Genomic DNA, 26506 nt, shown 5'->3' on the forward strand with positions numbered 1-26506 from the left:
CATGAATAATAAATATAAATTTATACTTTTAAATATCTTCATTACTATCATCTCAATATATTTTACTTATGCAGTATATTTTGAGTATAAAAAGTCTCAAGAAAAAAAAGTGAATGCTTATATAGAAAAGTCTATTGAAAGAAATAAAAGTATTATTATAAATACATTCACTACAATTAGAGATGCTATTGAAGCAGATAGAAAAATTTTTAAAGAGATTCATACATACTACACAAAAAAACTAAGAGAAAATCCAAAACTTGAGATTAGAGATTTAAGAAAAGAAATTTACTCTAAATATGACTTAACGAATAAAGATGTTCATCTTTTTTTATTAAATAAAGAGTATACAGTAACTGATGCAACCTATGAACCTGACATTGGCTTTAAACTTGGTTTAATAGTAGATGCAAGACTAGAACTAGACAGAACTCATGATGGAAATGTCTACCAATCACAAAGTGTATCTATTGATATAATTAATTCTGAAATAAAAAGTTATTCCTATTCAAAAATAAATGATGAATTGTATTTTGAAATGGGATTTATAAATAAAAAAATTAATAAAATACTTAAAGATACCATTGAAAAAGTTCAACTTGTAACAAATAAAAAAAGTAATCTTTATAGAATTGAAAGAAAATTAAATGGGGATGAATATTATGACAATATTTTAGAGAAAAAATTCACTAAAACTAAAGAAGAGTATATATCATCTAAAAAAATGTACCCAAAAGATAAGGCTACTGATGACTTTGTTATTCTTTCTAATAGATTACAAAAAGAATTAAGAAAAGAAGAAGACAACTCTTTACTAATTTTTACACCTCTAATAAAAAAATCTAATGAATATTTAGAACTTATGGGAGATTTTGTTTTAAAACTAGATATTGATATGACATATAAAAAAGAGTTAGATGAAAAAATTGATTTTTATTTTTATATTTTCTTAATATTTCATATAACTTTTCTATTGATTATATTTTATTCAACAAAAAAATATTATGAAGCTTTAGTAGAACTAGAAAAAACTACAGAAAAAAATCATAATTTACTAGAAGAGAATAAAGACTTTATTATGGCTATAACAGACCAAATAAAAACACCTCTATCAATTATTATGAATAATGTTGCATTTATTGAAAAATCTATCACTAAAGAATTAAATAAATATTTAAGACAAACAAATTCAGCTATTGATATGCTTAAAAACTCTTATGATGATTTAACATATATAGTCGATAATGAAAAAATTTCTTATAAAAAACAAAAAATAAATATAAGTAGTTTTATAAATGAAAGAATTGATTTTTTCGAAAATATTTTAAAGACAAGAGCTAAAACAATAAAAAAAGAGATTGAAGAGAATCTTTATGTTGATATTAGTGATACAGAACTTGAAAGGCTAATAGATAACAATATTTCAAATGCTATTAAACATAGTCATAATTTATCTTTAATAACTTTTAAACTTTATGAAAAAGACTCTTTTATCATTCTTAGCTTCTACTCATATGGAGATAAAATCAAAGATACAAATAAAATTTTCAAAAGAAACTTTAAAGAGAATGATAATGGTAAAAAGAGCTTAGGATTAGGTCTTTCTATGGTAAGTTCAATATGTAATAAATATGATATTTTATATGAAGTTGATTTTATTGAAAATCAAAATGTTTTTACATATAAATTTAAAATGTCTAATAAATAAACAGTATTTTCTAGTATATTTTTTATCACTTTATGTATAATATGATAAAAAATATACAGGATATTCATGAAAGAGTTTTTAGAAACTTATAACCAAAATCAAGATGATATAGAGTATTTTTTACAAGAGAGTATTAAAAATCTTGGTAATCTTTCAAATTATGAAGAAAAAGGATTTAAGCACTTATATAATCTTTTCCCTTCACTAGAACTTGTCTACATTATTGATAAAAATAGTAAAGAACAAATATCAGATAATATTGGAAGAAATAAATCTGATAGCATGGGGAAAGGTAAGAATAGATCACACCTAATCTCAAAACTTCATTTCACAGAAAATAATATAGCTTTTTCAAAACCATATATTAGTAGTGCAACAAGAAGTAGTTGTGTTACAGTATCTGTAAAAGAAGGTGATAAAATCTATTTTTTAGACTTTAGAATTGAAATTTTATTAGAAAAACTAAGTCTATTAGAGTTAAATAAATCATTTCATGGATTAACTAAAGCTTTTTATATAGTTGCTGGTTTTACACTAATGGCATTATCATTTTTTACAATTATATTTTCATTATATGATTTTGTAACTTACCTATTTGCAAAAACAAATTTAAATCTTGAGATGATTTTTAAACCTATAATTGCACTAACTTTAGGTATCGCTATTTTTGATTTAGCTAAAACAATATTAGAACAAGAGGTATTTTTCAAATCCTACTCTAAAAATTCAAATGTTGAAACAAAAATGTTAACTAAGTTTTTAATTACGATTATTATTGCATTATCAATTGAAGCTCTTATAGTAGTATTCAAAATTGCAATTGATAATTATGACCATATGATTCATGCATTTTATTTGATTGCAGGAATTGCTGTTATATTAATTTCATTAACAGTATTTATATATTTTACAAAAAAGAAAACCAAGTAAGTATATTTATTATACAATTTAAATAAATTATTTTAAAACTATACAGTATAATAAAAACTAACGAAAAGTTTTTGTATACTAAATATAATAATGAGAGGTGAGAAAATATGCAAGAATATATTGCACAAGATGAGATATCAAGGGAAATATTAAACTCTGCTAAATTATTGCAAGCTGTAAATGTAAATGCCCTTATTTTAGGAGAAATGGGAGTTGGTAAAAAATCATTAGCTAGATTTATCCTCCCACAATCAGAAATATATGAAGCAAGAAACCTCCAAAAAGATATTGAAGATGATATTTTAACCTTTAAAGATGAAGCTATAATCATAGACAAAATTAATGAAATAACCAATATAGACCTATTTCTTAACTGGCTAAATGATTATAATATTAGAATCATTGCTATATCAAATACAGATAACTTAAATCAAAAACTAAAAGATATTTTCTCAATAAATCTTGAAATCCCCAACCTTTCTAAAAGAAGCGAAGATACAAAATCTTTAGTGGAAAAATTCTCAAAAGAAGCAAGTTCTATTTTAGATATGCCATATATCAATTCAAATAAATTAATAGTTAATATTTCAAACAATGCACATAGTCTTAGAAAATCTATCTATTTCTCATATCTATTTGAAACTATTGGAGAGCATGAAATATTAATGTTCTTAGAAAAATATTTTGGAGAAAACTTAGAAGGAGAAAACTCATATAAAGATTTGCTTTATATTTTTGAAGTGCCATTACTAAAAGCATGTATTGAAAAATATAAATCACAAGTTCAAATAGCAAAACATTTAGGTTTAAACAGAATTACTCTTAGAAAAAAGCTAGATGCACATAAAGACTCTTTATAAAAGTATTAATATGATTACAGAATTAAATATACAAATAGAAGAACTAATTGATAGTGGCGCTAAAGATTTTGAAATTGCTAAGGTTTTCAAAACCTATTATAGAAAATATGTAGACTCAATAGACACTACTCTTGAAACAACAGGTGGCAAAGATTTTTTTATAAAACATACAAAACATACTGATAAGTTTTTAGTTGCACTTTATAAATTTATCCTAAGAAAATATTTTGGTTCATATCAACCAATGAGTACTTCAATACCAATTAGTTTAATAGCACTTGGTTCGTATGGAAGAGAGCAATTGTGTATATATTCTGACATTGATATTATGCTTTTGTATGAAGAAATTCCTGGTTATAACTTAAAATCTATTATGGAAGAGTTTATAACTTTAGCATGGGATTGTGGTCTTAAATTAGGATCAAGAGTACATGAAGTAAAAGATATAAAAGATGCTGTAAAAGAGGATATTACTATTAAAAGTTCTATTTTAGAATCAAGAATGATTTATGGTTCTAAAATTTTATGGTTTAGATATGAAAATGCTTTAAAAAGTATAAGATTAACTAAGCAAAAAGAGTTTATATTAGAAAAATTAGAAGAGCATAAACAAAGACTTTTAAAATACCCACTAATAATGGAACCAAATATCAAAGATGGTTATGGAGGTGTTAGGGAAGCGAATATGCTTTATTGGGTTTCTAATGTTTTATATGGAATAAAAAATACAAGAGAATTAATAGGAATTCACTATACAGAAGATGAATATAGAAAATATAGACAATCTTTAGAATATATCTTTCAAGTTAGAAATGCTTTACATAATGTTGCACGGAAAAAACAAGACCAAGTGACATTTGATATTTTACCAGAATTGGCATCTAAATTAGGGTTTAAAAATAAACCTAGATATACAAAAGAGAGACAATGTATGTCCAAATTAATGACATGCTTACATAATATTCACTCTTTTACAGCAACAATGGTTAAAAAATTTACAAGAGTTGCTATGTTTGAAGCTAAAAATATTCCTGAACTTAGAAAAGTACGATACAAAAAAAATCAATATATTATTGATAACACTATTTTTAGGTCATTTAATGAAAAACCTACTGCATTGAATAACTTATTAAAAGAACTAATAGAACTACCTGATAGTGTTGAGAGATTTGATAGGTCTTATATTTATCATGCAAGTAAAAGTAAACTTCCAACTTCTTATAATAAAGAACTTAAAAAGAATATGAAAGCTTTACTTTCAAAACCAAATTTACATCCAGTAATTAAGCTTATTTATAATGCAGGATTATTTGACTATTTAATTCCCCAAGCAAAATTAATAATGGATCAACCACAATTTGATGGATATCATAAACATCCAGTTGATGTGCATTCAATTAATACACTTAAATTCTCTAAATATATTGATAATGAACATATTAAAGAGGTTTTTGATGGCCTAAGTGAAGAGAAAAAAATTATAGTTAGATTAGTTGCTTTATTTCATGATATAGGGAAAGGAAGAAAAGAAGACCATCATATAATTGGAGAAAAACTATTCAAAGAGATGCTTAAATCTTTTGACTTTGATGAAGAATTAATCAAAATTGGAGCAAGACTAGTAAGGTACCACAACATGATGTCTTATATGGCAACACATGATGATATTTATTCAGAAAAAACTATTCTTTCATTTACAGGACTTGTAAAAACAAAAGAGACTATGCAAATGCTATATGTAGTTACTTATTGTGATATTTCAGCTGTTGGGAAAAATATTTTCAATAGTTCAACTGCATCACTTTTAAAACAGTTATATATGAACTCACTTCCTGCATTTGAAAATGAAGAGTTACTAAATGAAGGGAAAAGAAGAGTAGCAAAAATTGATACTATAAAAAAATTGAAAAAATATAAAGAGTCTCCAAATATTCTTAAAAAGAAAATCAATTATATCTCTTCAAATCAAATATTTTTAAGACTTAAAGCTGATGATATATTAAATATAGCAAAAATTGCTTATGAAACAGATACATACAAATATAAAATTACAAATGAACAACAATTAACAATTAGAATTATAAGAAAAACACCTCTAAATTTAGGATATTTATTAGGAAAACTAGAATCATTAAACCTAGCAACAATGGATATTTATAAACTTTTTGATGACAAAAAAGCCTTTTATATTACATTTACTGAAAAAGTTGATGAAGATGAAATATTTTATATAAGAAAAATTATTGATGATTCTTTTGATATGAATAAAAAAGTGCCATTAAAAGCCCCAATAATCAAAAAAGAGAATGTAACAGTTGATTGTAATCATACAATGTATTTAGCATCTATGCAAATTAGAGCAAAAGATCAAAAAGGTCTATTTGCATATATTGCAAAGATTTTCGATGACTTTAATGTAGAGATTGAAAGTGCAAAACTTCACACTTTAAAAGGTTATGCAAGGGACTTATTTTTAATTGAAAAAAATGGGAACTTTTGTTCAAACCAAGATGAAATTGTAAATTTAATCTGTGCAAATGATACAGAAGATAAAAAGGGTAAATAACCTTTTTATCTAACTTACAGCTAAAAGTTTAGCACCTTTAAAATCTTTTTTACCACTTCCTAACTTTGGAACCTCATCAACAATTTTTATAGATGATGGAATCATTAATTTATTATCAAAAGTAGCAATCATATCCTCTTTTAATTTAACAACTTTCTCTTCATTTACATGAGAAATCAATAATACTATTTTTTCACCTTTTTTTTCATCTTCAATAGAAGTTACAATATAGTCTGTTTCACTTTGTTCATCTAAATCTAAAATCTGAGATATTTTTTCTTCAATAGCTCCAAGACTAACCATCTCTCCACCAAGTTTTGCAAACCTTGAGTATCTATCTACAATTGTTACAAAACCGTGTTCATCAACTTTTCCCTTATCACCAGTTATATAGTATTTTTTATTTCCAATTTTCTTTATAACTTCAGAAGTCTTTTCTTTATCATTTAGATATCCTTTCATCACTTGAATACCACTAATAAGTATCATTCCCTCTTCATTTGTATCTAATTCTTTAAAAGTTTGTGGGTCAACTATCTTTATAGTAGTTCCAGGTATTGCCATACCTACACTTCCTAACTTGCTTCCTACTTGGATTTCTCCTTTTTCACTTACCTCATCAGGTAAATTACAAGCTGCAACAGGTGCAGTTTCAGTTGTACCATATCCTTCTAAAACACTTTTCCCAAATTTAGCTTCAAAATCAGCTCTTACATCATCTCTTAACTTTTCAGCTCCTGCAACTGTAAGTCTTAAACTTTCAAACATCTCTTTTTTTACTTTTGGATTTTTTGTATATAGTCTAAAAAATGTCGAAGTTCCACACATAATAGTAGCTTTATATTTTGCAATTAACTTACCTAGTCCAAAACCATCCGTTGGGTCTGGATGTGCCACACATCTAATACCTTCAATAAGTGGTAAAAATGTAGTCACAACTATACCAAAGGCATGAAATAATGGAAGAGAACCTACAATACTATCTTCATTATTGCAGTTTAATACAGCTGATACTTGTTGAGAGTTTCCTAAGATATTATCCCCACTTAACATAACACCTTTTGGCGTTCCTTCACTTCCTGAAGAAAATAGTATTAAAGCTGTATCATCTTTTTTTGTTTTTGTTAAATGCATCGCTTTTAAAATAAAGTTTGGTAAGAACTTAACACTAAAGTAAGTTAAAATACCTATTGGTCTTGAAATTTCTTCTTTTAAATCTTCCACATAAATCACATTTACACTTTCAAAAATCTCACTTACATCTATGCCTTTTTGCTCTAACTTTTCTACAAATTTGCTTGATGCAATAATAGTTTTAATCTGTGCACTTTGTATTGCTGCTTTTATAGAGTTTATTTCACTAGTATAGTTAAGATTTACTGCTGTTTTTCCCATCATTAAAACTGCATTATTTATAAAAGCCCCAGCTGCTGTTGAAGGTAAAAGTAAACCTATATTTTGTTCATTTACTCTTTGCTCAATTAATCTTTTAAAAAGAACTGAAACAGTTAAAAATCTATATCCACTAAGTTCAAGTCCTGTAGAATCAGCAAATATCATATCATCACCAACTTGATTTAATCTATTAAAAATCACTTCATTTAATGGCTCAATTTCATCTATATGACTCTTCCACGATTTTGTTGATAGTTCTACTACCTCATTTTTCACACTAACTACATTTGCTTTATTTTTTTTCATTCTTTTAGCAAAAGATACAGTTACACTTTTTACTTTTTTAGAGTCTTTATATTTTTTATTTGCTCTTGAGAATAAACTTTCCCAAAGACCTCTAATATAAAAAGGAACCACAGTTATATTATCACTATTAGTAAGATTTAAAATCATCTCAAAACCTCTTTTAAACTCACCTAAATGACCATTTCTAGTAATACTTCCCTCAGGGAAAAGTACTACTACACTTCCATTATCAAGCTCTTTTGCAATTGTTTTTATAGTGGTTTTACTTCCAATGTTTGAAATAGGAATACATTTAAACATCTTTAAAAGCCAGTTTAAATACCACTTTTCATAAATTGGTTTATGCATTACAAACTTGACTTCTCTTGGAACTGACATTAAAATCACTGCCCAATCTATCCAAGATACATGATTTCCAAGTAATAAAACTCCACCATTTGATGGGATATTTTTTATACCATTTACTTCAAGTTTGTATTTTAATCCTACAACTGTTTTTAAAAATAGTAAAACAAGAGATTGAGGTAGTTTATAAACTGTATAAAGTGTTCCTACAATTGTTATTAATAAAATCAAATAAATAGTATTTAATGGGTCTAAATCATAATATGAAACAATCGTAGTAATACAAAGCATTATAAACATAGCAAGTGAATGAAACCAGTTATTACCTGCTAAGATAGTTCCTAGTGTCTTTTTCTTTGCATTAAATTGTATTAAGGCATTTAAAGGAACGACAAACATACCACCAAAAATACCAAATACTAAAAATGAAACTCCAATTAAAAATGGCTCTCCAACAACAGTTGCAGCAAATATTGACCCAGCCATACCAAATGCTGCTAAAGGAATAGTACCAACTTCAATATAGTGTCTTGAGATTCTAGAATAAATAATAGAACCAATTGCAATACCAATACCAGATGCTCCAATAACACCATTTATCACAAATACATCAACAACCCCTAAATACTGCTTTGCAAAAGATGGAAATACAGCCATCATAGCTTGTGATACACCCCAAAAAACTGATAGTCCAATAACTGATAAGAATATAACATTATGTGAAAAAATTGTATTTATATTTTTCTTTAAAAGTTTCCCTTGAAATAACTCTTTTTTATCAAGTGTTAAACTTTCATCTTTTTTATAGTAGGTATGAACTCTTTTTAAAACTAGCACTGAAACTATCATTTCTAGAAATGCAACTGGCAAAATATAGTATGTAAGAGGTAATATGGCAGATAGTAACTCCTCTTTAGTTTGTAGTTCAATTAAATTATTTGCATTATAAAATGCTTCAAAGAAAAATGATGCACTTGCAATTGAGAATAAAATAGCAATAATTGAAGTTGCTTGAAGTGCTGAATTTCCTGATGATAAATTTTTCTTCCCATAAATATCAATAATTAAACCAAATTTAGCAGGTGAGTAAATAGCACTTTGAACAGCAAGTAAAACTAAAGTAATCATCGCAAAATAAAAATTCGAACTAAGATATGCAAATATCATTAAAACAGACAGTGAAAAAGAAGAAATAGCACCGTATATCAAGATATTCTTTTTATTATATTTATCTGATAAATATCCACTTACAGTAAATAAAAGTAAAAAAGGAATTATTATCATGGCATTGATAATAGATATCCAAATAACTTGTGTACTTCCATCAAAAATTTTAAATGCAATATTTTGCAACAACACTTTATGAGCAACATCAACTACAACATTACAAAATACTACAAATAAAAAGGCGAACTTTATTGTTTTAATATTATTTATTTTTCCCATTATACTTCCTTCTTAAACTCTTGAATTGTTGATTTATTAAAGATATACGGTTTTAATGAGTTTAAAATATCTAAAACTAAAATTTCAGGTAAAACTCCCGTTTTTTCTAATACTTTTGAAGATAATTCTCGCTCTAACTTTGCTAAACTTTTACTTGTTTTTATATATTCACTGATTAATTGACTTGTGATTTCATATTTTCGTAACTGTTCAAATGTTTTTAAAACCCCTACTTCTGTTTTAAAATAAATATCTTTTGATTCTACTAACTCCAAATCAATCGCTTCTTTTAAAGTTTGTTCATCTAAATCTTTTTTTGAAACTGGATTTTTAATCTCACTACTTAACATCTGAATTGATTGAAGTATTAATTCTGATCTTTCATCAAAATTTATATTGTAGTAATCAAACAACTCTTTTATGTAATCAATTGAAAAGTTTAGATTATCTTTAAAATATTTTATTAGGTTTAAAACAGTGATTGTAATCTCTGGGTAATATTTCATATTTTTTGAAGTACTTAGTGTATCTGGTAATAATCCTTTTTTAAAATAAAAAGAGATTGTGTGATTACTAAGCCCTGTAAGTTCTACTAATTCAGACATCTTATAATATTTTTTATCTTCTATAATTTTCATTTTGTTTCCTCTAAAAGTTAAGAGTTAAACTCTTTACTTTTGAAAGTATATATATTTTTTTATACAAAGTCAAGAGTTAAACTCTTTACTTATTAAAGAAGTAGTTTATACTATGTTAACTACAACTTGGATACAATCGCGAAAATACTTACTTTCAAAATCATCAAACAAGGAATCTTATGTATCAAACCATGAAAAGAGAATGGTTTTCAAATATTAGAGCAGATTTTTTATCTGGTTTAGTTGTTGCCCTAGCTTTAATCCCTGAAGCTATCGCATTTTCTATTATTGCAGGAGTTGATCCAAAAATTGGACTTTATGCATCTTTCTCTATGGCAGTTGTAATTGCATTTGTAGGTGGAAGACCTGGTATGATTAGTGCTGCAACTGGTGCTATGGCACTTGTTATGGTTACACTAATAAAAGAGCATGGACTACAATATTTACTTGCAGCTACCTTACTTACTGGTGTTATTCAAATAGTTTTATCATACATTGGTATTCATAAACTTATGAGTTTTGTAGCACGTGCTGTTGTTGTTGGATTTGTTAATGCCTTAGCAATTTTAATTTTTATGGCACAATTACCTGAACTAACAAACGTAACATGGCATGTATATGCACTAACTGCAGTTGGTCTTGGGATTATCTATCTTTTCCCTTATGTTCCTAAAATTGGTAAACTTTTACCATCACCGCTTGTTACAATCGTAGTTTTAACAATCTTTGTTTATTTTGTAGGATGGGATGTTAGAAATGTTGGAGATATGGGAGAATTACCTGATACATTACCAGTGTTTTTATTACCTGATATCCCATTTAATTTAGAAACATTACAAATCATTTTTCCTTATGCATTTGCTTTAGCCATTGTTGGTTTACTTGAGTCTTTTATGACTGCAACAATTATTGATGATTTAACAGATACAAAAAGTAATAAACAAACAGAAGCAAGAGGTCAAGGTATTGCAAATGTTGCAACTGGTTTCTTAGGTGGTATGGCTGGATGTGCGATGATTGGGCAATCAATCATCAATATCAAATCAGGAGGTAGAGGAAGATTATCTACATTTATAGCTGGTTTCTTACTTCTAATCATGGTTGTATTCTTTGCAGATATTATTTCAATCATTCCTATGGCAGCACTTGTTGCAGTTATGATTATGGTTTCAATTGGTACATTTGATTGGGGAAGTATTAAAAACTTAAAAACACTTCCTGTTTCAACAAACATCGTAATGCTTGCAACAGTTGCTGTTACAGTTTATACTCATAACTTAGCACTTGGTGTAGTTACAGGTGTACTTTTAGCTTCACTATTCTTTGCAAATAAAATCTCTCACTTTATGTATGTTGAGAAAAGTTTTGATGAGCAAAGTGAAACTAGAACTTATAAATTTGTAGGTCAAGTATTCTTTAATAGTGCAGATAAATTCTACAATGAATTTGACTTTAAAGAAGTAGTAAATAAAGTAGTAATAGACCTTTCAAGGGCACACTTTTGGGATGTTTCAGCAGTTTATGCACTTGATAAAGCAGTTATCAAATTAAGACGAGAAGGAACTGATGTAGAGGTTATTGGGCAAAATGAAGCAAGTTCTACAATTATCGATAGATTTGGAGTTCATGATAAACCTGAAGAGATTGAAAAAGTAATGGGAGGACACTAAGATGAGTTATGTATTATGTTGTGTTGATGGTGGAAAATATACGCAAGCTATTATGGACTATGCAGTTATGATTTCAAATAATATGAATTTACCTCTTAGACTGTTAAATGTGGTTGAACACAACCACAATGCAAAGCAAGTAGATATGAGTGGAAATATTGGATTTGGGGCAAAAGAAGATATCTTAGAAAAACTTGTAAATGAAGAAGCAAAAGAGAGTAAATGTGCTATTAGTGCAGGAAAAGAGCTTTTAAAATCTCTAAAAGAGCAAATCAAATCACAATGTACAAATGAAGTAGTAACTTCACAAGTTCATGGTGATATTATTGAAAATATTGTTGAATTTGAAGAAGATACTGCAATACTAATTATAGGACTAAATAGCCATGATAAAGAATTAGTTGGGGATAATGTAAAAGATATCATCAAATCAATTCATAAACCAGTATTACTTGTAAACAATGACTTTGTAGAACCAAAGAAACTATTAGTAGCTTACAATGGTTCAAATGAATCAAAAAAACTACTACAAGCAACTTCATCTAAACCAATATTTAAAAAAGAAGTTTCAAGAACTATTATAAATCTTAGCAAACACGAAAGCTCATCAAGAGAACTTTTAAATGAAGCAAAAAATATCTACGCACAAAATGGTATCGAAGTAGATACTTATGGTGCAAGAGGTGAAAGCCCAGTTTTAATCACTGATTATTTTGAAAAAGAGAAGTTTGATGTTTTATGTATGGGAGCATTTGGTCACTCATGGATTAAGCAACTAGTTCTTGGAAGCTTCACAGAAAAGGTTTTATCAAAAATGAAAAAACCAATTTTGCTTTATAGATAAAGAAATGTTTTATTTAAAAATATTATTTTTTATCCTATTAATTAATTCATTTACTGCTTGTACAAGTAAAGAGTTAAAAAAATATGGTGGAGAAATTGCATTTAGTGGAAAAGGTGATCCAATTGCAGCTGGTGTGGGCTTAGTTATTGGAGGCACAATGTATGGAATAGGTGCTTTAACACAAACTACAGAAGATGAAGAAGAAAACAAAAAGTAAGAAAATTATTCTTACTTTTTAATCATCTATATTTCCTAAAACTTTAAAACCACCAAAGAAACACCAAAAAAAATTAAACTTCTTTAAAAGGAGTTTATTATGAGCTATTCAAAAAAAAGATACTTAACTTATGGTCTTATAACAATCTTTGTTATGGTTTTACCATTTATAAAAATAAATGGAAATCATATGCTTTTACTTTCATTTGAAAAATTGGAGTTTCATTTTTTAGGTTTTTCATACAATGTGAATGAACTATTTATAATGCCATTTTTACTTATGCTTTTATTTATTGGAATCTTTGCAATAACAACTATGTTTGGTAGAGTTTGGTGTGGATGGGCATGTCCTCAAACTATCTTTAGAGTTATTTACAGAGACTTAATAGAAGGTACACTTTTAGATTTAAGAAGAATCAAGAATAAACAAAAAGATATTGATTATAGTAAAAGAAAAAATCAAATTAAAAAATATATTGGTTTACTTTTATGGTTTGGTATTACACTTATTATTGCTTCAAATTTTATGTGGTATTTTGTTCCACCTGAAGACTTTTTTGCATATTTACAAGACCCTTTAAATCACTCATTTATGATTATGTTTGTTCTTAGTATTGCACTATTTTTAGTATATGATATTGTATTTATGAAAGAGAACTTTTGTATGTATGTTTGTCCTTATTCTAGAATCCAGTCAGTACTTTATGATGATAATACAAAGCAAGTTGTTTATGACACTAACAGAGGTGGAAATATTTATCAAAATGGAGAAAAATCTATTTTAAATATGAAACAATGGAGTGCAAATGAAGAGTGTACTACTTGTGAAGCATGTGTAAAAGTCTGTCCAACTCATATTGATATTAGAAAAGGTTTACAAGTTGAGTGTATCAACTGTTTAGAGTGTTCTGATGCATGTGAAACGGTTATGGGGAAATTAGGGAAAGAGAATCTTATTCAATGGGGAAGTACAAATAAAGTTATAAATAAAAAGTTTGTCTCAATATTCTCAAAAAGAAATATCGCTTATTTTGCCAGCTTAATTTTATGTATTGTTTTTGCAATAAGTATGGCAACACAAAAAGAATATTTCATAGTAAATATAAATAAAACAACACAACTATATAATATAAAATCAAGTGAACATATTGCAAATAACTACGTATTTACTATTCAAAATAGATTAGATAAAGAGTATACTTTTGATATAGATGTGCAAGATAAAGAAAACTTTGAAGTAGTTAGAGTAAAACCATTTAAACTAAAACCAAACCAAAGAGTAAAAAAAGTTGTGATAGTTCAAACCAAAAAAAGAATGTTTATCTCTGATAAAAAAGATACTCCATTAAAACTAAAAATTGATATTAAAACCCTAGAAAATAACGAATATACTATGACTAGAGAAGTATCATTTATCTATCCAAGAAATGATTTAATTAAATAGCTTTTTCAATAAAGAGGGAAAAAATACACCCCTCTTTTAAATTTTTAACTTCAATCTTTCCATGAAATGACTCTTCAATAATCTGTTTTACTAAAAAAAGTCCTAAGCCAGTACCTTCAACTTTAGTTGTAAAATATGGTTCAAAAATCTTTTCAAGTGAACCACTTATTCCCTTGCCATTATCTTTTATTTTTATAATCACATCAGAACTATTTGTATCTATTTGAATATCAATAATTGGATTTTCTATATCTTTTAGAGTGTCAATACTATTTGAAATAAGTGATAATAAAACTTGAGAGAACTCATTTTTACATCCAAATATTTGGATATTTTCAAAACTTCTAAAATCTTGAGAAACTTCAATATTATGCTTTTTTAAATCTGCACTTATTATTGATAAAACCATATCAATACAAGCTTTAACTTCAAAGCACTCTTTTTCTTTTTTTGGAGTATAAAACTCTTTAAAATCATCAATTGTTTTTGATAAAAACTCTATTTGAGTATTTGCTTGAGATAGTTTTTTATCAAAATAAACTTCATCAAGATTATTTGATTTATACTTCTTATTTAAATTAATTAGTATATATGATAAGTTGTTTAAAGGTTGCCTAAATTGGTGGGTAATATTTGCAATCATCTCTCCAGTTTTCACTAGCTTTGATTGTTGGAAAACAATATCTTCATACTCTTTATTCTCTTTTTTTAAACTACTATATTTTGAAGATAAAAAAACCGTAAATAAAACTGCTTCAATAGAAAAGGCAACTAAAACAATATCAGTAAATCCCCTACTTTCATAATAATTTTTAAAATCAATTACAAATAGGAATATACATAAAATCGACCAACCAACGACATATATAAGTGCTGGTTTATTTGTATTTTTCAAGTTAAAAATCAATGAGATAAATAAAATTCCATATACAATAGTATAGGGTAAATACTCAAATAAATAGTAGTGATAAAAAGAGGTTAAAATAACTATATTTAATAAAAAAGTATTTAAAATCAACTCTTTATAATTTGTAATTTTAGGTAAAAACCTTCCTTCAAAAAAGTTTGCCGCAAATATAATAGCACTAATACTTGATAGAGTTAAAGCTAATTCATCATAAAAACTATTATTATAAAAAAGCTTACTATATCCTATAATAAAAAAAAGAGAAAAGGATTGCATAAAACAATATATAATATAAAATAACTCTTTTGAATAAATATATCTAATCAAAGTGTAAAGAATAGTCATAAAAACTATCCCAAAAATAACCCCAAAATATAAAATACTATAATCTAATATCAACTTTATATCCTGTTCCTGTTAGATTAGAAATAAGCTCTTTTGGGATTTTTTTCTTTATATTTTTTACTAGAGTTTTTAAAGCATCTTTACTCATAACCTCTCCATCCCAAACAAAACTTTCAATTTCACTATAAGTTACATATCTATTTTTGTTTTTTAAAAGTAAATAAATAAAGTCAATCTCTTTTGATCTTAGCTTAATTAATTCATCATTACATACTAAAGTTAGATTATACATATCAAATTTTGTATTTTTATCTAAAAGTATAATATTAGACTCTTTTTTTATTATATTATCACAGGCTGTTTTTAAAGCTTTTTCTAGTTCTTTTTCATTTACAGGTTTTACTAAATATTTTACTAGCTTTAACTCTACAGCTCGAAGCAAATAATCTTTATCACAAAATGCTGTTAGAATTATAATCTGAACCTCATCATCTTTTTCTCTAATTTTAGATACAAACTCTAAGCCATTTAATTTTGGCATTTGAATATCTGTAATTATAATATGTGGATTTTTTTCTTTGTAGATTTTAAAAGCATCTATAGCATTATTAGATTCATAAATATTCTCAAAATAGTCTTGAAGTAATTCAACTGCATTTTCTCTTGCTATGTCATCATCTTCAACAACTAAAACTTTTATATTATTATAATTTACCACATTGATATCCATTGATTTTTTTTAGTATATATTATTTTTCAAAGGATATCAATAAATGGTGTTTATTTAGTGTTAAAATAATAGAGATTAAAAAAAGTTTTTAATCTCTTCTGCACTTAAAAGTTTTCCAGTAGATTTAACCTCTCCATCAATAACTAAACCAGGTGTATTCATAACACCATACTCCATAATTTTTACTAAATCTTCAACTTTTTCAATTTGAGCAAAAATACCTGCTTGAGCAACTGCAGTTTTTGTATTTTGAACTAAAGCCTCACATTTAGAACATCCTGTTCCTAAAATCTCAATTTTCATAATTATTCTCCTTTAAATTTTTATAATATAGCATTAAATATAAAACCAACCAATAAAATAGCAAATCCAACTGTTCCAAAAAATATAGAAATTAATTTCATAGATAATACTCTTTTTAAAATCATAGCTTCTGGTAAACTAAGTGCAACAACAGCCATCATAAATGATAATGCTGTTCCTAAAAGCATACCTTTTGATGTTAATACTTCAATAAGTGGTAACATACCCGCTGCACTTGAATACATAGGTATTCCCATAATAACAGCTAAAATTGGTGCATACCATACATCTCCACCTGCATATTTTGAAATTAATTCAGAAGGTATATATCCATGAATAAAAGCACCTATTCCAATACCAATAATTACATAGATATAAATTTTCTTTAGAATATCAAAACTATCCCTCCAAGCCTCTTTAGTCCTTTGATTTATTGATATAGTAGTTTCATCACTATTTGAGCTACAACAATTAGCTGGTTTTACATCTAATAAAACCTCTTTTTCTAAATTCATACTGTCAATTACAAGTCCTGCGATAATAGCTATTAATAAAGCACAAGCCATATATAAAAGTGTAATTTTAACTCCAAATAATGAGAATAATAAAGCAATTACAACAGCATCACTTAAAGGAGCAGAAATTAGATATGAAAAAGTTACTCCAAGAGGAATTCTAGCTTGTAAGAAACCTAAAAACAAAGGTATTGCACTACATGAACAAAAGGGAGTTAATATCCCAAAAAATGCTGCAAAAACATGACCTAATAATTTATGTTTTCCACTTAAATAGTCTCTTATTTTTTCAACAGGAAAATAACTTCTTAAAAAAGTCACAATATAAATAATAACAACTAATAAAAACAAGATTTTCACTGTATCATAAATAAAAAAGTGCAAAGCTGAAGTTAAATGACTATCTTTAGTCATACCAAAAATATCATATATTAAATAATCTAAAAGTTTTTCCCAATAATAAAACATCAATTAAATCCTATTCCATATAAACAATAAACAACAATTAAAAGTAAAATTGGTAGTTTATATTTTCTCATTAAAAATACCCCCATTAGTGCAAAAGATAAATCATATATATCAAAAACTGCACTAGGAATAACAATTAAACAAAGTGTAACAAAAAGTATTGCAACAACACTTGCATTTACTCCAACAATAATTCTTGAAACAACTAAATTACTTGAATAACTTTCAAAACTTTTGTAAAAACCAAGTATTAATAAAAAGCCTGGTAAAAATATAGCAATTGTTGCTACAAGACTTCCAACAAAAGGAGAGTTCTCATAAAATATAGCTCCAATGTAACTAGCTATTGTAAACATTGGACCAGGAACTGCTTGGGCTAAAGAATATGCAGTTAAAAAACTATTTTGTTCAATATCTACATTACTACTAATAAGAGGTAATACAACATGCCCTCCACCAAAGACTAAACTTCCTACTTGATAAAAAGAGTTAAATAATTCTAACAAACTATTTTGATTTTCAATAATTGGAAAAACAATTAAAAAAATAAAAAACAAGAAAAGAGGTAAAAAATAAGGTTTTATATATCTTTTCTCATCTTTTTTATTCTCTATCTTTTTTGAAAAAACAAGAGAAAGTAACGCAGATAAAATAATCACAAGTAATTGAATATAAAAACTTTGAAATAGTATTAATATTAATACACTAAATACAAATATTATTCTACTTATTGAGGTTTTACACAAACTATTAAACATCCCTATTGTTGCATCAGCAACCACAATTACTGCAAAAAGTTTAAGCCCATAAATTAATGCAATTACTAAGTTATTTTCAGAATATTGACTTTGAAAAATTGCTGCAAAATATAAAAGTAAAAAAGATGGTATTGTAAAAGCAATAAAAGCAATTATAGCTCCAATTACTCCACCTTTTTTAAGTCCTATTGTAAAACCAACCTGAGAAGAACTAGGTCCTGGTAAAAACTGACTAAGTGCTACTATTTTTGAAAAATCCTCATCACTTAACCAGTTTAATTTTTCAACAAATCTTTTTCTAAAAAAACTAATATGAGCCATTGGCCCACCAAAGCTAAAAAGTCCTAGAACAAAGAATTGCCAAAAAATATTTAACTGTTTCATACTATTTTAATGCTTCAACAACTTTTGGAAGTAAAATCTCTTCAATCTCTTTATATGTCTCTTCAAATGCTTCAAAACCTTTTCCATCTGGGTCTTCAAAACCTACATGAATAACTTTTACAGCTTTTGGAAACATTGGACAAGTCTCATTAGCATGATCACAAACAGTTACTACTAAATCATACTCATTATCAATTACTTTATCTATAGTCTTTGAGTGATACTCTTCCTTCCAAATACCTTTTTCAGTCAATAGTTTTTGAGCATTTGGATTTACTCTACCACTTGCCTTAACTCCACTAGAATCAGAACTTATACCATCAAGTTTTGCATTGATTAATGCTTCTGCGATTATACTTCTACAAGAGTTACCCGTACATAAAATTAAAACTTTTTTATCCATAATATTTTTCCTTTTATTGATTTAAACGCCATTTTAGGGGAAAACCAGATTTTATATGTTGATTTTTTACTAAAGATATAAACTCTAAAACATTTTCTTTTAATTCATTTTTTGAATTTATAACTTTTTCTTTTTTTTCTTCATAAGTTCCATCGCATGCAGGACTTGTAATATTCCAATGAAGTACTCCATCAAGTCCAGGGAAAATTGGACAAGGCTCTTTTTTAGCTTCATCACAAACAGTAATAACATAGTGAAAATGTTTTCCATCTTTGTATAAATCTAATACTTTATTTGTAGTATAAGTTGAGATATCCATATCTTCTGTCTGCTTTAAAACCTCAACTGCCATTGGGTTTAAACTTCCTGGTTCAATTCCAGCACTTTCAACTATAAAATCTTCACCACCAAATTTTCTTAATAAAGCTTCACCAATTTGACTTCTTGTAGTATTATGACTACAAATAAATAAAACATTTGTTTTCAACTATTTCCCCTATATTAAATTTAATCCATCTAATAAAATTTTAAATCCAAGAATTATTAAGATAATTCCACCTAAAAACTCAGCTTTAGATTCTAAAAATCCTCCAAGCTTCTTTCCAATATAAACAGCTATTAAACATAAAACAAAAGTAATTAGTGTTATTAAAATAACTGCATACCAAATGTTAACTTCTCCAAAAGAAAAAGTAATCCCTACTGCTAAAGCATCAATACTAGTTGCTATTGCTAAGAAAAAAAGTGTTTTAGTTTTTAAATCACTTAACTCATCTTCAAAATCATCTTCTTGTGCTTCTTTTATCATTCTATATCCTAAATAAACAAGAATTATAAAAGCAATAAAGTGATCAAAACTATCAACAAAATCTGCAAATAAACTTCCAGCAAAATATCCAATTAAAGGCATAAGCCCTTGAAATATTCCCATAAAAGCAGCTATTTTTAAAGTTGTACCAAAGCTAATATTTTTATATTTACTTCCACTTGCTATACTAACTGCTACACTATCCATAGCTAATGCAATTGCTATTAAAATTAATTCCATAACTACTACTTCTTACACCAATGATAATAAAACTATAAATAATACAGGTGGTGTTATTATAAGTCCAAATTTACTATATTGAGCAAATGATATATTAACACCTTTTTTAGCCAATACATGAAGCCATAATAGCGTAGCTAAGCTACCAAACGGTGTCATTTTTGGTCCTAAGTTACAACCTATAATATTTGCATAAGCTAAGGCTTGATTCATTGACTCGCCCATATTTTGTAAAGCTATATCCATAATCATAACTGTTGGCATATTGTTCATAATTGCAGATAAGAATGCTGATAAAAACCCTGTTCCAATAATTGCAATTGTATCTCCTCTTTGAGCTAAATCATGTAATACTAAAGTTAAATAATCCGTAAGACCTTCGTTTTTTAATCCATAAACAACAATATATAAACCTATACTAAACCAAACTACTTGCCATGGTGCTTCTTTTATAATATGTACAGGTTTTACAGCATTAAATAATTTTGCAATAATTAAAAAGATAATTCCTCCACCTAAAGCAAAAACAGAAACTGGTAAATCATAAGCATCTCCTACAAAATACCCCACTAATAAAACAGCTAAAAATATCCAAGCTAAATAAAACAGTTTTACATTTTTTAAAACACTACTTGGTTCTTTTAATAAAGAAGTGTCAATAGTTTTTGGTATATCTTTTCTTAAAATTAAATATAAAAATATTATTGAAACAAACACACTTACAATATAAGGAATAATCATATTTTGTAAATACTCCATAAATCCAATATCAAAATAGTTTGCTGTTACAATATTTGTAAGGTTTGAAAATACAAAAGGTAAAGATGCACTATCACTTATAAAACCACCTGCAAGTAAAAATGCAATGATTGATTTCATATTTAAATTTAATATTCTCATTTTTGCAAGTAAAATTGGAGTTAAAATAAGTGCCGCCCCATCATTTGCAAATAATGCAGAAACAAAAGCTCCAAGTAAAATAGAATAAATAAACATCAAAGTTCCATTTCCATTTGAAAACTTTGCCATTTTTAAAGCACACCATTCAAAGAAACCAATCTCATCTAAAACCATAGATAAAATAATAATTCCAATAAAAGCTAAAGTGGCATCCCACACAATATCAGTTACAATAAAAACATCATCTAAACTTACAACACCAACAACTAAAGCAACAATTGCTCCAATAACTGCTGTTGTACCAATTTGTAAATTTTTTGGTTGCCAAATAACAAACACTAAAGTTACAATAAAAATTAAACTAGCAATAAACATTTTATTCCTCTGCCATATCCATAATTTCAGGCTTTAAAGTATAAATAAAAGTATCAACTTCAAGCTCATCATATCTCTCAACAGTTACAGGTGTTCGCTCAAACTCATCACCTTCAAACTCATCTAAATAATCCCATTTATCAATTAAATTATCACTATAAAACAAATACCCATGTATTGTGTCATTTCCTGCATCAAGTCTAATTCCAGGATATCCCATACTAGCACTCCAACCTGCATCTATCAATTTTCCTTTGACAGTTGCGGGTACAAATTTTCCAACAATCTCTTCTAATACGTGTCCATTTGGGCAATTTGGCATTAGTGTTCCATATACAAATAGTGTCTCTTTCAATTAATCTTCCTTATTTTCACAAACTTTTTTTAATGATGGTAACTCCATTTGTAGTGTTTCAATCTCTTTTATGCAAGATGTTCTAAACTCATCAAGTGGAAATCTGACACTATAATAAGCCCATCGACCTTGCCTATCAACTCTTAAAAACCCAGCTTCTTTTAGGATTTTTAAATGTCTAGAAAGACGTGATTGAATCATATCAAATGAATTTTCTAAATCACAAACACAACACTTACCATGAATGTTTATAAATTTTAGAAGTTTTACTCTTGTTTCATCATTTAAGGCACTAACTGATTTTAAAAATATATCCATAGTTGTCCTTTGATTTTTTTTGTGATTGTATCAAAAATAAGTTTAATATATCAAGATATGTTGATATATTAATATAAATAAGTTACTAATAGGTTACAAGATAGTGAAAATTCACTATCTTTATTTATACAAGTGGGTCTTCCCCACTCTCCCATGAAGCTAAATATTTCTCAACTAAATGAAAATCTTCACCTTTATGTTCAGTGAAAGTAAGGTATTGATTTTTTTGGATTATCCCAAAATTGTTTTTTACAATATCCATAAATCTAAGAGCTAATTCTCTTCTTTTTTCAATTGTTCGCCCTTCTCTAATATCAAGGTTCATTAAACAAATATCATCTTTAAAATCAGCTCTTCCAATACTAAGACTATACTTATCATATTCTCTAATAGATACTGCTATGTGGTCAGTTCCTGTATCCATAACTTCACTAAAACACTCTCTAATCTCAATTACAAAATTTTCTTTTGTTTCTTTTGCAACTTTTTTATTTATTTCAAACTGTAGATGTGGCATAACTTATCCTTTAAATAATTGATAAATTGAACAGAAATCTTCTTCTCCTTTACCCATATCTTTCATTTTAGAAAACAACTCCTTAGGAACTGCTGCACTATATAGTGGCTTTTGCATTTTAAAAGCTAAATCCTGTAATAGATGTAAGTCTTTATTTATTGCATTATTTGAAAAATGTGCTGAGAAATCTTCATCAATTAACTTTTGAGTTTTAGCTTTAAGTACTAGTGATTGACCACCACCAACTCCAAGAATTTCTAAAGCTTTATCTTTTGGTATTTCACAATTCTCAGCCATTGCAGTACACTCTGCAAGTGTTGCCATAAATGAACCTAAACAAAGATTATTAATAAGTTTCATTTTTGTAGCACTTGATGGCGTTTCTAAGTGGAAAATCTCTTTTGCAATTTTTTCTAAAATTGGTTTAACACTTTGGAATACCTCTTTTTTACCAGAACTAACTACTGTTAAAGCACCTTGTAATGCAGGAGCCACGCTACCAAATACTGGATTTTCTAAATAGTTTCCACCCATAGAATTTACTATGTCATGAAATTTTAAAACATCATCATAGTGATTTGTTGTCAAGTCAATGATAGTTTTACCTTTAATTTCATCACATAATAATCCATTTTCCATAGAGAAAATTTGACTAACTGCATTTGAGTCAAACAGACACATAAAAATCACGTCACATTTTGAATATAGTTCTCTTGGAGTTTGAGCTTTTTCGTAAGGTAAATCTTTAATTTTATCTTGATTTCTATTATATACTACAAGCTGCTCACCAACATCATTAAGTCTTGTTGTAATAGCTCTACCTAAATTTCCTAATCCAATAAATCCTATTGCCATAAAATCTCCTTAAAAGTTTATAGCATATTATAAGCAGAAAAAATAAAAAATAGATGATAGTAATATATGAATTATAAACAGATGAGAAAAACTCTCATCCGTAAAGTGTTGTTAGTTTTTAAAGTCAGCTATGATTTTAGCTTTTAATTTATCAATAGTAAATCCGAACTCTTCAAATAAATCACCAGCTGGTCCTGAAGCTCCAAATGTTTCCATACCATATACAAAGTCTGCATATTTGTAGTATTCTAAACCTCTTGCAGCTTCTACAGCAAATACTTTAGTTGAAGGGTCAATAATTTTTGAAACATACTCTTTATCTTGTTCCATTAATAAATCAAAACAAGGTACTGAAACGATATTTGCAAAAATACCTTCATCTTCTAATTTACAAGCTGTTTGTAATGCTAACATTAACTCTGAACCACTTGCCATAATAGTAATATTTGCATTGTCTCTTTTCTTAACTAAGTATGCACCATTTGCTACTTCACCGTAAGCTCTCTCATCTTTTAATACTCGTAAACCTTGTCTTGAACATACAAATGCAGTAGGTGCATTCATTTTAAGTGCTACTTTCCAAGACTCAACATTTTCAGTTGCATCAGCAGGTCTAAATGTATAGAAGTTTGGTAAAGCTCTAAATTGAGATAAATGTTCAATTGGTTGGTGAGTTGGTCCATCTTCACCTACACCAATAGAATCATGTGTCCATACAAAGTGTTGAGGAATACCTGCAAGAGCTGCTATTCTAGCAGATGGTTTTAAGTAATCACTAAATACAAAGAAAGTTGCTGAGTATACTCTAAATAATCCATATAAATTCATTGCATTTGCAATTGCTGCCATTGCGTGTTCTTTGATACCAAAGTGAATATTTCTACCATTTGGGAAATCACCCTCACCTTTTAACTCAGTTTTATTAGATGGTCCTAAGTCTGCACTTCCACCTAAGAATCCAGGAACTGCTGCAGCGATTGCATTTAAGATTTTATGGTTTGAGTCTCTTGTAGCTACACTTGAATCAGCTTCAAAAGTTGGGTACTCAACAGAGTCAAAGTTAGGGTTTTGTAACTCTTCAATTTTTGCTTTAGTTTCTGCACTTAAAGATTCATTCCACTCATTTTCTGCAATAGAACCTTTGATTAATTTATCAAATGCACCTTTTACATCAGCAGGAACAAAGAATTTTTCTTCTGGGTCAAATCCTGCATTTTTCTTAGATGCAGCAATATCATCTTCACCTAATGGAGCACCATGTGAGTGATGGCTTCCTTCCATAGTTGCACTACCTTTTGCAATAGCAGTTTTAGCGATGATTAATACTGGTTTATCACAAGTTTTAGCAGATACTAAAGCTTTATCAATTTGGTCAAAATTATGTCCATCGATTTCAATTACTTCAAAATCAATAGCTTGGAATCTTTTCTTAACATTCTCAGACCATGCAATAGAAGTATCACCTTCAATTGTAATAGAGTTTGAATCATAAATAATTACTAAGTTATCTAAGTTTAAATGACCTGCAGTTGCAGTTGCTTCGTATGAAATACCCTCTTGTAAATCTCCATCTCCACATAAACAGTAAACTTTGTGATTGATTACATCTTTTCCTAAAGTGTTTTGAGCATATTTAGCAGCTGCAGCAAAACCAACAGCATTTGCAATACCTTGACCTAAAGGACCAGTAGTTATTTCAATACCATGAGTATGTCCATACTCTGGATGACCTGGAGTTTTAGAGTGAGTTTGTCTGAAGTTTTTCATATCATTAATTGACACATCAAATCCCCAAAGGTGTAATAAAGAATACACTAATCCCGTAGCATGACCACCTGAGAATACTAGTCTATCTCTATTTAACCATTTTTCATTTGCTGGGTTTAAATTTAAGTGATTACTTAATACTGTTGCAATATCAGCAAGTCCCATAGGCGCACCTGGGTGTCCTGAGTTTGCTTTTTGAACCATATCTGCTGCTAAGAATCTGATTGTATCAGCTTGTTTTTGTAGTAATTGTTTTGGCATAATAATCCTATTTTCTAATGAAGTTTTTGTGATTTTTTGGATTATATCTAAAATTGATTAAATACAATATGAAGTGTTTTTAATATTATATTTTAGGGATTGAAATAGTAAATAATGCACCTTTTGCTGTATTTTCTACTTGCAACTTTCCATTCATGTTATTTTCAATTATTAATTTAGACATAAAAAGTCCAATTCCTGAACCATTTATTTTTTCATAAGTAAAAAAAGGGTCAAATACTTTTTCAATGGGAGTAGTTTTTATACCTCCACCATTATCCTCAATTGTAGTAATAATATTCTTCTCTTTTTCATAAATTGAAATCTTTATATAAGGATTTTCTACATTTCGTTGAACTAATATATCTTTTGCATTATTAATTATATTAATCAAAACTTGTGAATACTCATTTTTAAATCCAACTAAAGTAGGGTTTTTTTGAATTATAATATCAAGTTTTATATCATGTGCTTTTAATCCACCACTAATAATATTAATGGTTGAATTTATTTGATCAAGTAATTTAAACTCTATTTTTTCTTTATCTTTTACAAAAAAATCTCTAAAATCATCAATAGTATTAGACATATATTTAGTAATATCATTTAGTTTTTTAATAGATTCTAATAACTCTTCATTATCAAGGGGAATTTCAAGATTTAATTTTGCTTCAATTGGTAAGAATAAAGAATTGATTTCCATTAATGGTTGTCTCCATTGATGTGAAATATTTCCTAACATTTCACCAAGAGCTGCCATTTTACTTTGTTGAAAAAGAAGTTTATCTTTTTCTCTATTTTTTTGTAATTCTTGCTCTATTCTTTTTTCAAGCTCTTTATTATGCTCTTCTAATTGTAAGAAATCTTCTAATTGTGTTTGTCTCATATTGTAAGTTTATCACAAAAGATATAAATAGGAGAAGGTTCTC

At 27.5% G+C, this 26506-nt stretch carries 25 protein-coding genes; 8 read left to right on the top strand and 17 right to left on the bottom strand.

The genetic code is table 11. The annotated features are described in order from the left end of the window. Position 1 precedes the first annotated feature (1 nt). From APAC_RS11815 to APAC_RS11830, 4 genes are all read left to right on the top strand, one after another. Positions 2–1708, top strand: coding sequence for a sensor histidine kinase (locus APAC_RS11815; protein ID WP_130234303.1), 1707 nt, complete (start codon positions 2–4; stop codon positions 1706–1708). A 66-nt stretch (positions 1709–1774) separates the two neighbouring features. Next, on the top strand, positions 1775–2638 hold the full coding sequence (locus APAC_RS11820) for a hypothetical protein (protein ID WP_130234304.1): 864 nt from the start codon (positions 1775–1777) through the stop codon (positions 2636–2638). A 107-nt stretch (positions 2639–2745) separates the two neighbouring features. Further along, positions 2746–3498, top strand: a complete 753-nt coding sequence (locus tag APAC_RS11825; protein WP_130234305.1) for a helix-turn-helix domain-containing protein — start codon at positions 2746–2748, stop codon at positions 3496–3498. A gap of 10 nt (positions 3499–3508) precedes the next feature. Beyond that, the gene (locus APAC_RS11830) at positions 3509–6064 is read left to right on the top strand and encodes a [protein-PII] uridylyltransferase family protein (protein WP_228255916.1); all 2556 of its coding nucleotides are present in this window, start codon (positions 3509–3511) and stop codon (positions 6062–6064) included. A 9-nt stretch (positions 6065–6073) separates the two neighbouring features. Here APAC_RS11830 and APAC_RS11835 read toward each other — a convergent pair whose 3' ends face one another. Further along, entirely contained in the window at positions 6074–9556 is a 3483-nt protein-coding gene (locus APAC_RS11835) for an acyl-[ACP]--phospholipid O-acyltransferase (protein ID WP_130234306.1), read from the bottom strand. Continuing rightward, positions 9556–10194, bottom strand: coding sequence for a MerR family transcriptional regulator (locus tag APAC_RS11840; RefSeq protein ID WP_130234307.1), 639 nt, complete (start codon positions 10192–10194; stop codon positions 9556–9558). The genes APAC_RS11835 and APAC_RS11840 overlap by 1 nt, the downstream gene beginning before the upstream one ends. A gap of 179 nt (positions 10195–10373) precedes the next feature. Here APAC_RS11840 and APAC_RS11845 point away from each other — a divergent pair, with 179 nt between their 5' ends. The 4 genes from APAC_RS11845 (at position 10374) to ccoG (ending at position 14368) form a co-directional block, all read left to right on the top strand. Beyond that, a complete protein-coding gene (locus APAC_RS11845; protein WP_130234308.1) occupies positions 10374–11864 on the top strand; it encodes a SulP family inorganic anion transporter in 1491 nt (496 codons plus the stop codon). Position 11865: 1 nt separating this feature from the next. After that, on the top strand, positions 11866–12708 hold the full coding sequence (locus APAC_RS11850; protein WP_130234309.1) for a universal stress protein: 843 nt from the start codon (positions 11866–11868) through the stop codon (positions 12706–12708). 4 nt (positions 12709–12712) lie between these two features. After that, entirely contained in the window at positions 12713–12925 is a 213-nt protein-coding gene (locus tag APAC_RS11855; protein WP_130234310.1) for a hypothetical protein, read from the top strand. Positions 12926–13024: 99 nt separating this feature from the next. Beyond that, the gene (gene ccoG / locus APAC_RS11860) at positions 13025–14368 is read left to right on the top strand and encodes a cytochrome c oxidase accessory protein CcoG (RefSeq protein WP_130234311.1); all 1344 of its coding nucleotides are present in this window, start codon (positions 13025–13027) and stop codon (positions 14366–14368) included. Here the strand turns inward: ccoG and APAC_RS11865 are convergent. The 15 genes from APAC_RS11865 to APAC_RS11935 form a co-directional block, all read right to left on the bottom strand. Further along, complete coding sequence (locus APAC_RS11865; protein ID WP_228255917.1) at positions 14361–15674, bottom strand: sensor histidine kinase; 1314 nt, start codon at positions 15672–15674, stop codon at positions 14361–14363. The genes ccoG and APAC_RS11865 overlap by 8 nt on opposite strands. After that, on the bottom strand, positions 15658–16338 hold the full coding sequence (locus APAC_RS11870) for a response regulator transcription factor (protein WP_228255918.1): 681 nt from the start codon (positions 16336–16338) through the stop codon (positions 15658–15660). Before APAC_RS11870 ends, APAC_RS11865 begins: the two co-directional genes overlap by 17 nt. An 87-nt stretch (positions 16339–16425) precedes the next feature. Further along, the gene (locus tag APAC_RS11875) at positions 16426–16653 is read right to left on the bottom strand and encodes a thioredoxin family protein (RefSeq protein WP_130234314.1); all 228 of its coding nucleotides are present in this window, start codon (positions 16651–16653) and stop codon (positions 16426–16428) included. Positions 16654–16673: 20 nt separating this feature from the next. Then, the gene (locus APAC_RS11880) at positions 16674–17636 is read right to left on the bottom strand and encodes a permease (RefSeq protein WP_130234315.1); all 963 of its coding nucleotides are present in this window, start codon (positions 17634–17636) and stop codon (positions 16674–16676) included. Next, complete coding sequence (gene chrA / locus APAC_RS11885; protein ID WP_130234316.1) at positions 17636–18778, bottom strand: chromate efflux transporter; 1143 nt, start codon at positions 18776–18778, stop codon at positions 17636–17638. The genes APAC_RS11880 and chrA overlap by 1 nt, the downstream gene beginning before the upstream one ends. A gap of 1 nt (position 18779) precedes the next feature. Further along, entirely contained in the window at positions 18780–19181 is a 402-nt protein-coding gene (locus APAC_RS11890; RefSeq protein ID WP_130234317.1) for an arsenate reductase ArsC, read from the bottom strand. A 13-nt stretch (positions 19182–19194) separates the two neighbouring features. After that, positions 19195–19668, bottom strand: a complete 474-nt coding sequence (locus APAC_RS11895; RefSeq protein WP_130234318.1) for an arsenate reductase ArsC — start codon at positions 19666–19668, stop codon at positions 19195–19197. 9 nt (positions 19669–19677) lie between these two features. After that, a complete protein-coding gene (locus APAC_RS11900; protein ID WP_130234319.1) occupies positions 19678–20229 on the bottom strand; it encodes a manganese efflux pump MntP in 552 nt (183 codons plus the stop codon). A 12-nt stretch (positions 20230–20241) separates the two neighbouring features. Then, complete coding sequence (locus tag APAC_RS11905) at positions 20242–21504, bottom strand: arsenic transporter (RefSeq protein WP_130234320.1); 1263 nt, start codon at positions 21502–21504, stop codon at positions 20242–20244. A 1-nt stretch (position 21505) separates the two neighbouring features. Then, positions 21506–21859, bottom strand: coding sequence for a gamma-glutamylcyclotransferase family protein (locus tag APAC_RS11910; RefSeq protein WP_130234321.1), 354 nt, complete (start codon positions 21857–21859; stop codon positions 21506–21508). Then, positions 21860–22177: a metalloregulator ArsR/SmtB family transcription factor gene (locus APAC_RS11915; RefSeq protein ID WP_130234322.1), complete on the bottom strand. Its 318-nt coding sequence runs from the start codon at positions 22175–22177 to the stop codon at positions 21860–21862. A 124-nt stretch (positions 22178–22301) separates the two neighbouring features. After that, positions 22302–22694, bottom strand: a complete 393-nt coding sequence (locus tag APAC_RS11920; protein WP_130234323.1) for a tautomerase family protein — start codon at positions 22692–22694, stop codon at positions 22302–22304. A 3-nt stretch (positions 22695–22697) separates the two neighbouring features. After that, positions 22698–23549, bottom strand: coding sequence for an NAD(P)-dependent oxidoreductase (locus tag APAC_RS11925; RefSeq protein ID WP_130234324.1), 852 nt, complete (start codon positions 23547–23549; stop codon positions 22698–22700). A 111-nt stretch (positions 23550–23660) separates the two neighbouring features. Beyond that, complete coding sequence (tkt, locus tag APAC_RS11930) at positions 23661–25577, bottom strand: transketolase (protein WP_130234325.1); 1917 nt, start codon at positions 25575–25577, stop codon at positions 23661–23663. A gap of 85 nt (positions 25578–25662) precedes the next feature. Next, positions 25663–26463: a sensor histidine kinase gene (locus tag APAC_RS11935; RefSeq protein ID WP_130234326.1), complete on the bottom strand. Its 801-nt coding sequence runs from the start codon at positions 26461–26463 to the stop codon at positions 25663–25665. Positions 26464–26506 lie beyond the last annotated feature (43 nt).

The sequence above is a fragment of the Malaciobacter pacificus genome (genome assembly GCF_004214795.1).
Taxonomy (GTDB): Bacteria; Campylobacterota; Campylobacteria; order Campylobacterales; family Arcobacteraceae; genus Malaciobacter_A; species Malaciobacter_A pacificus.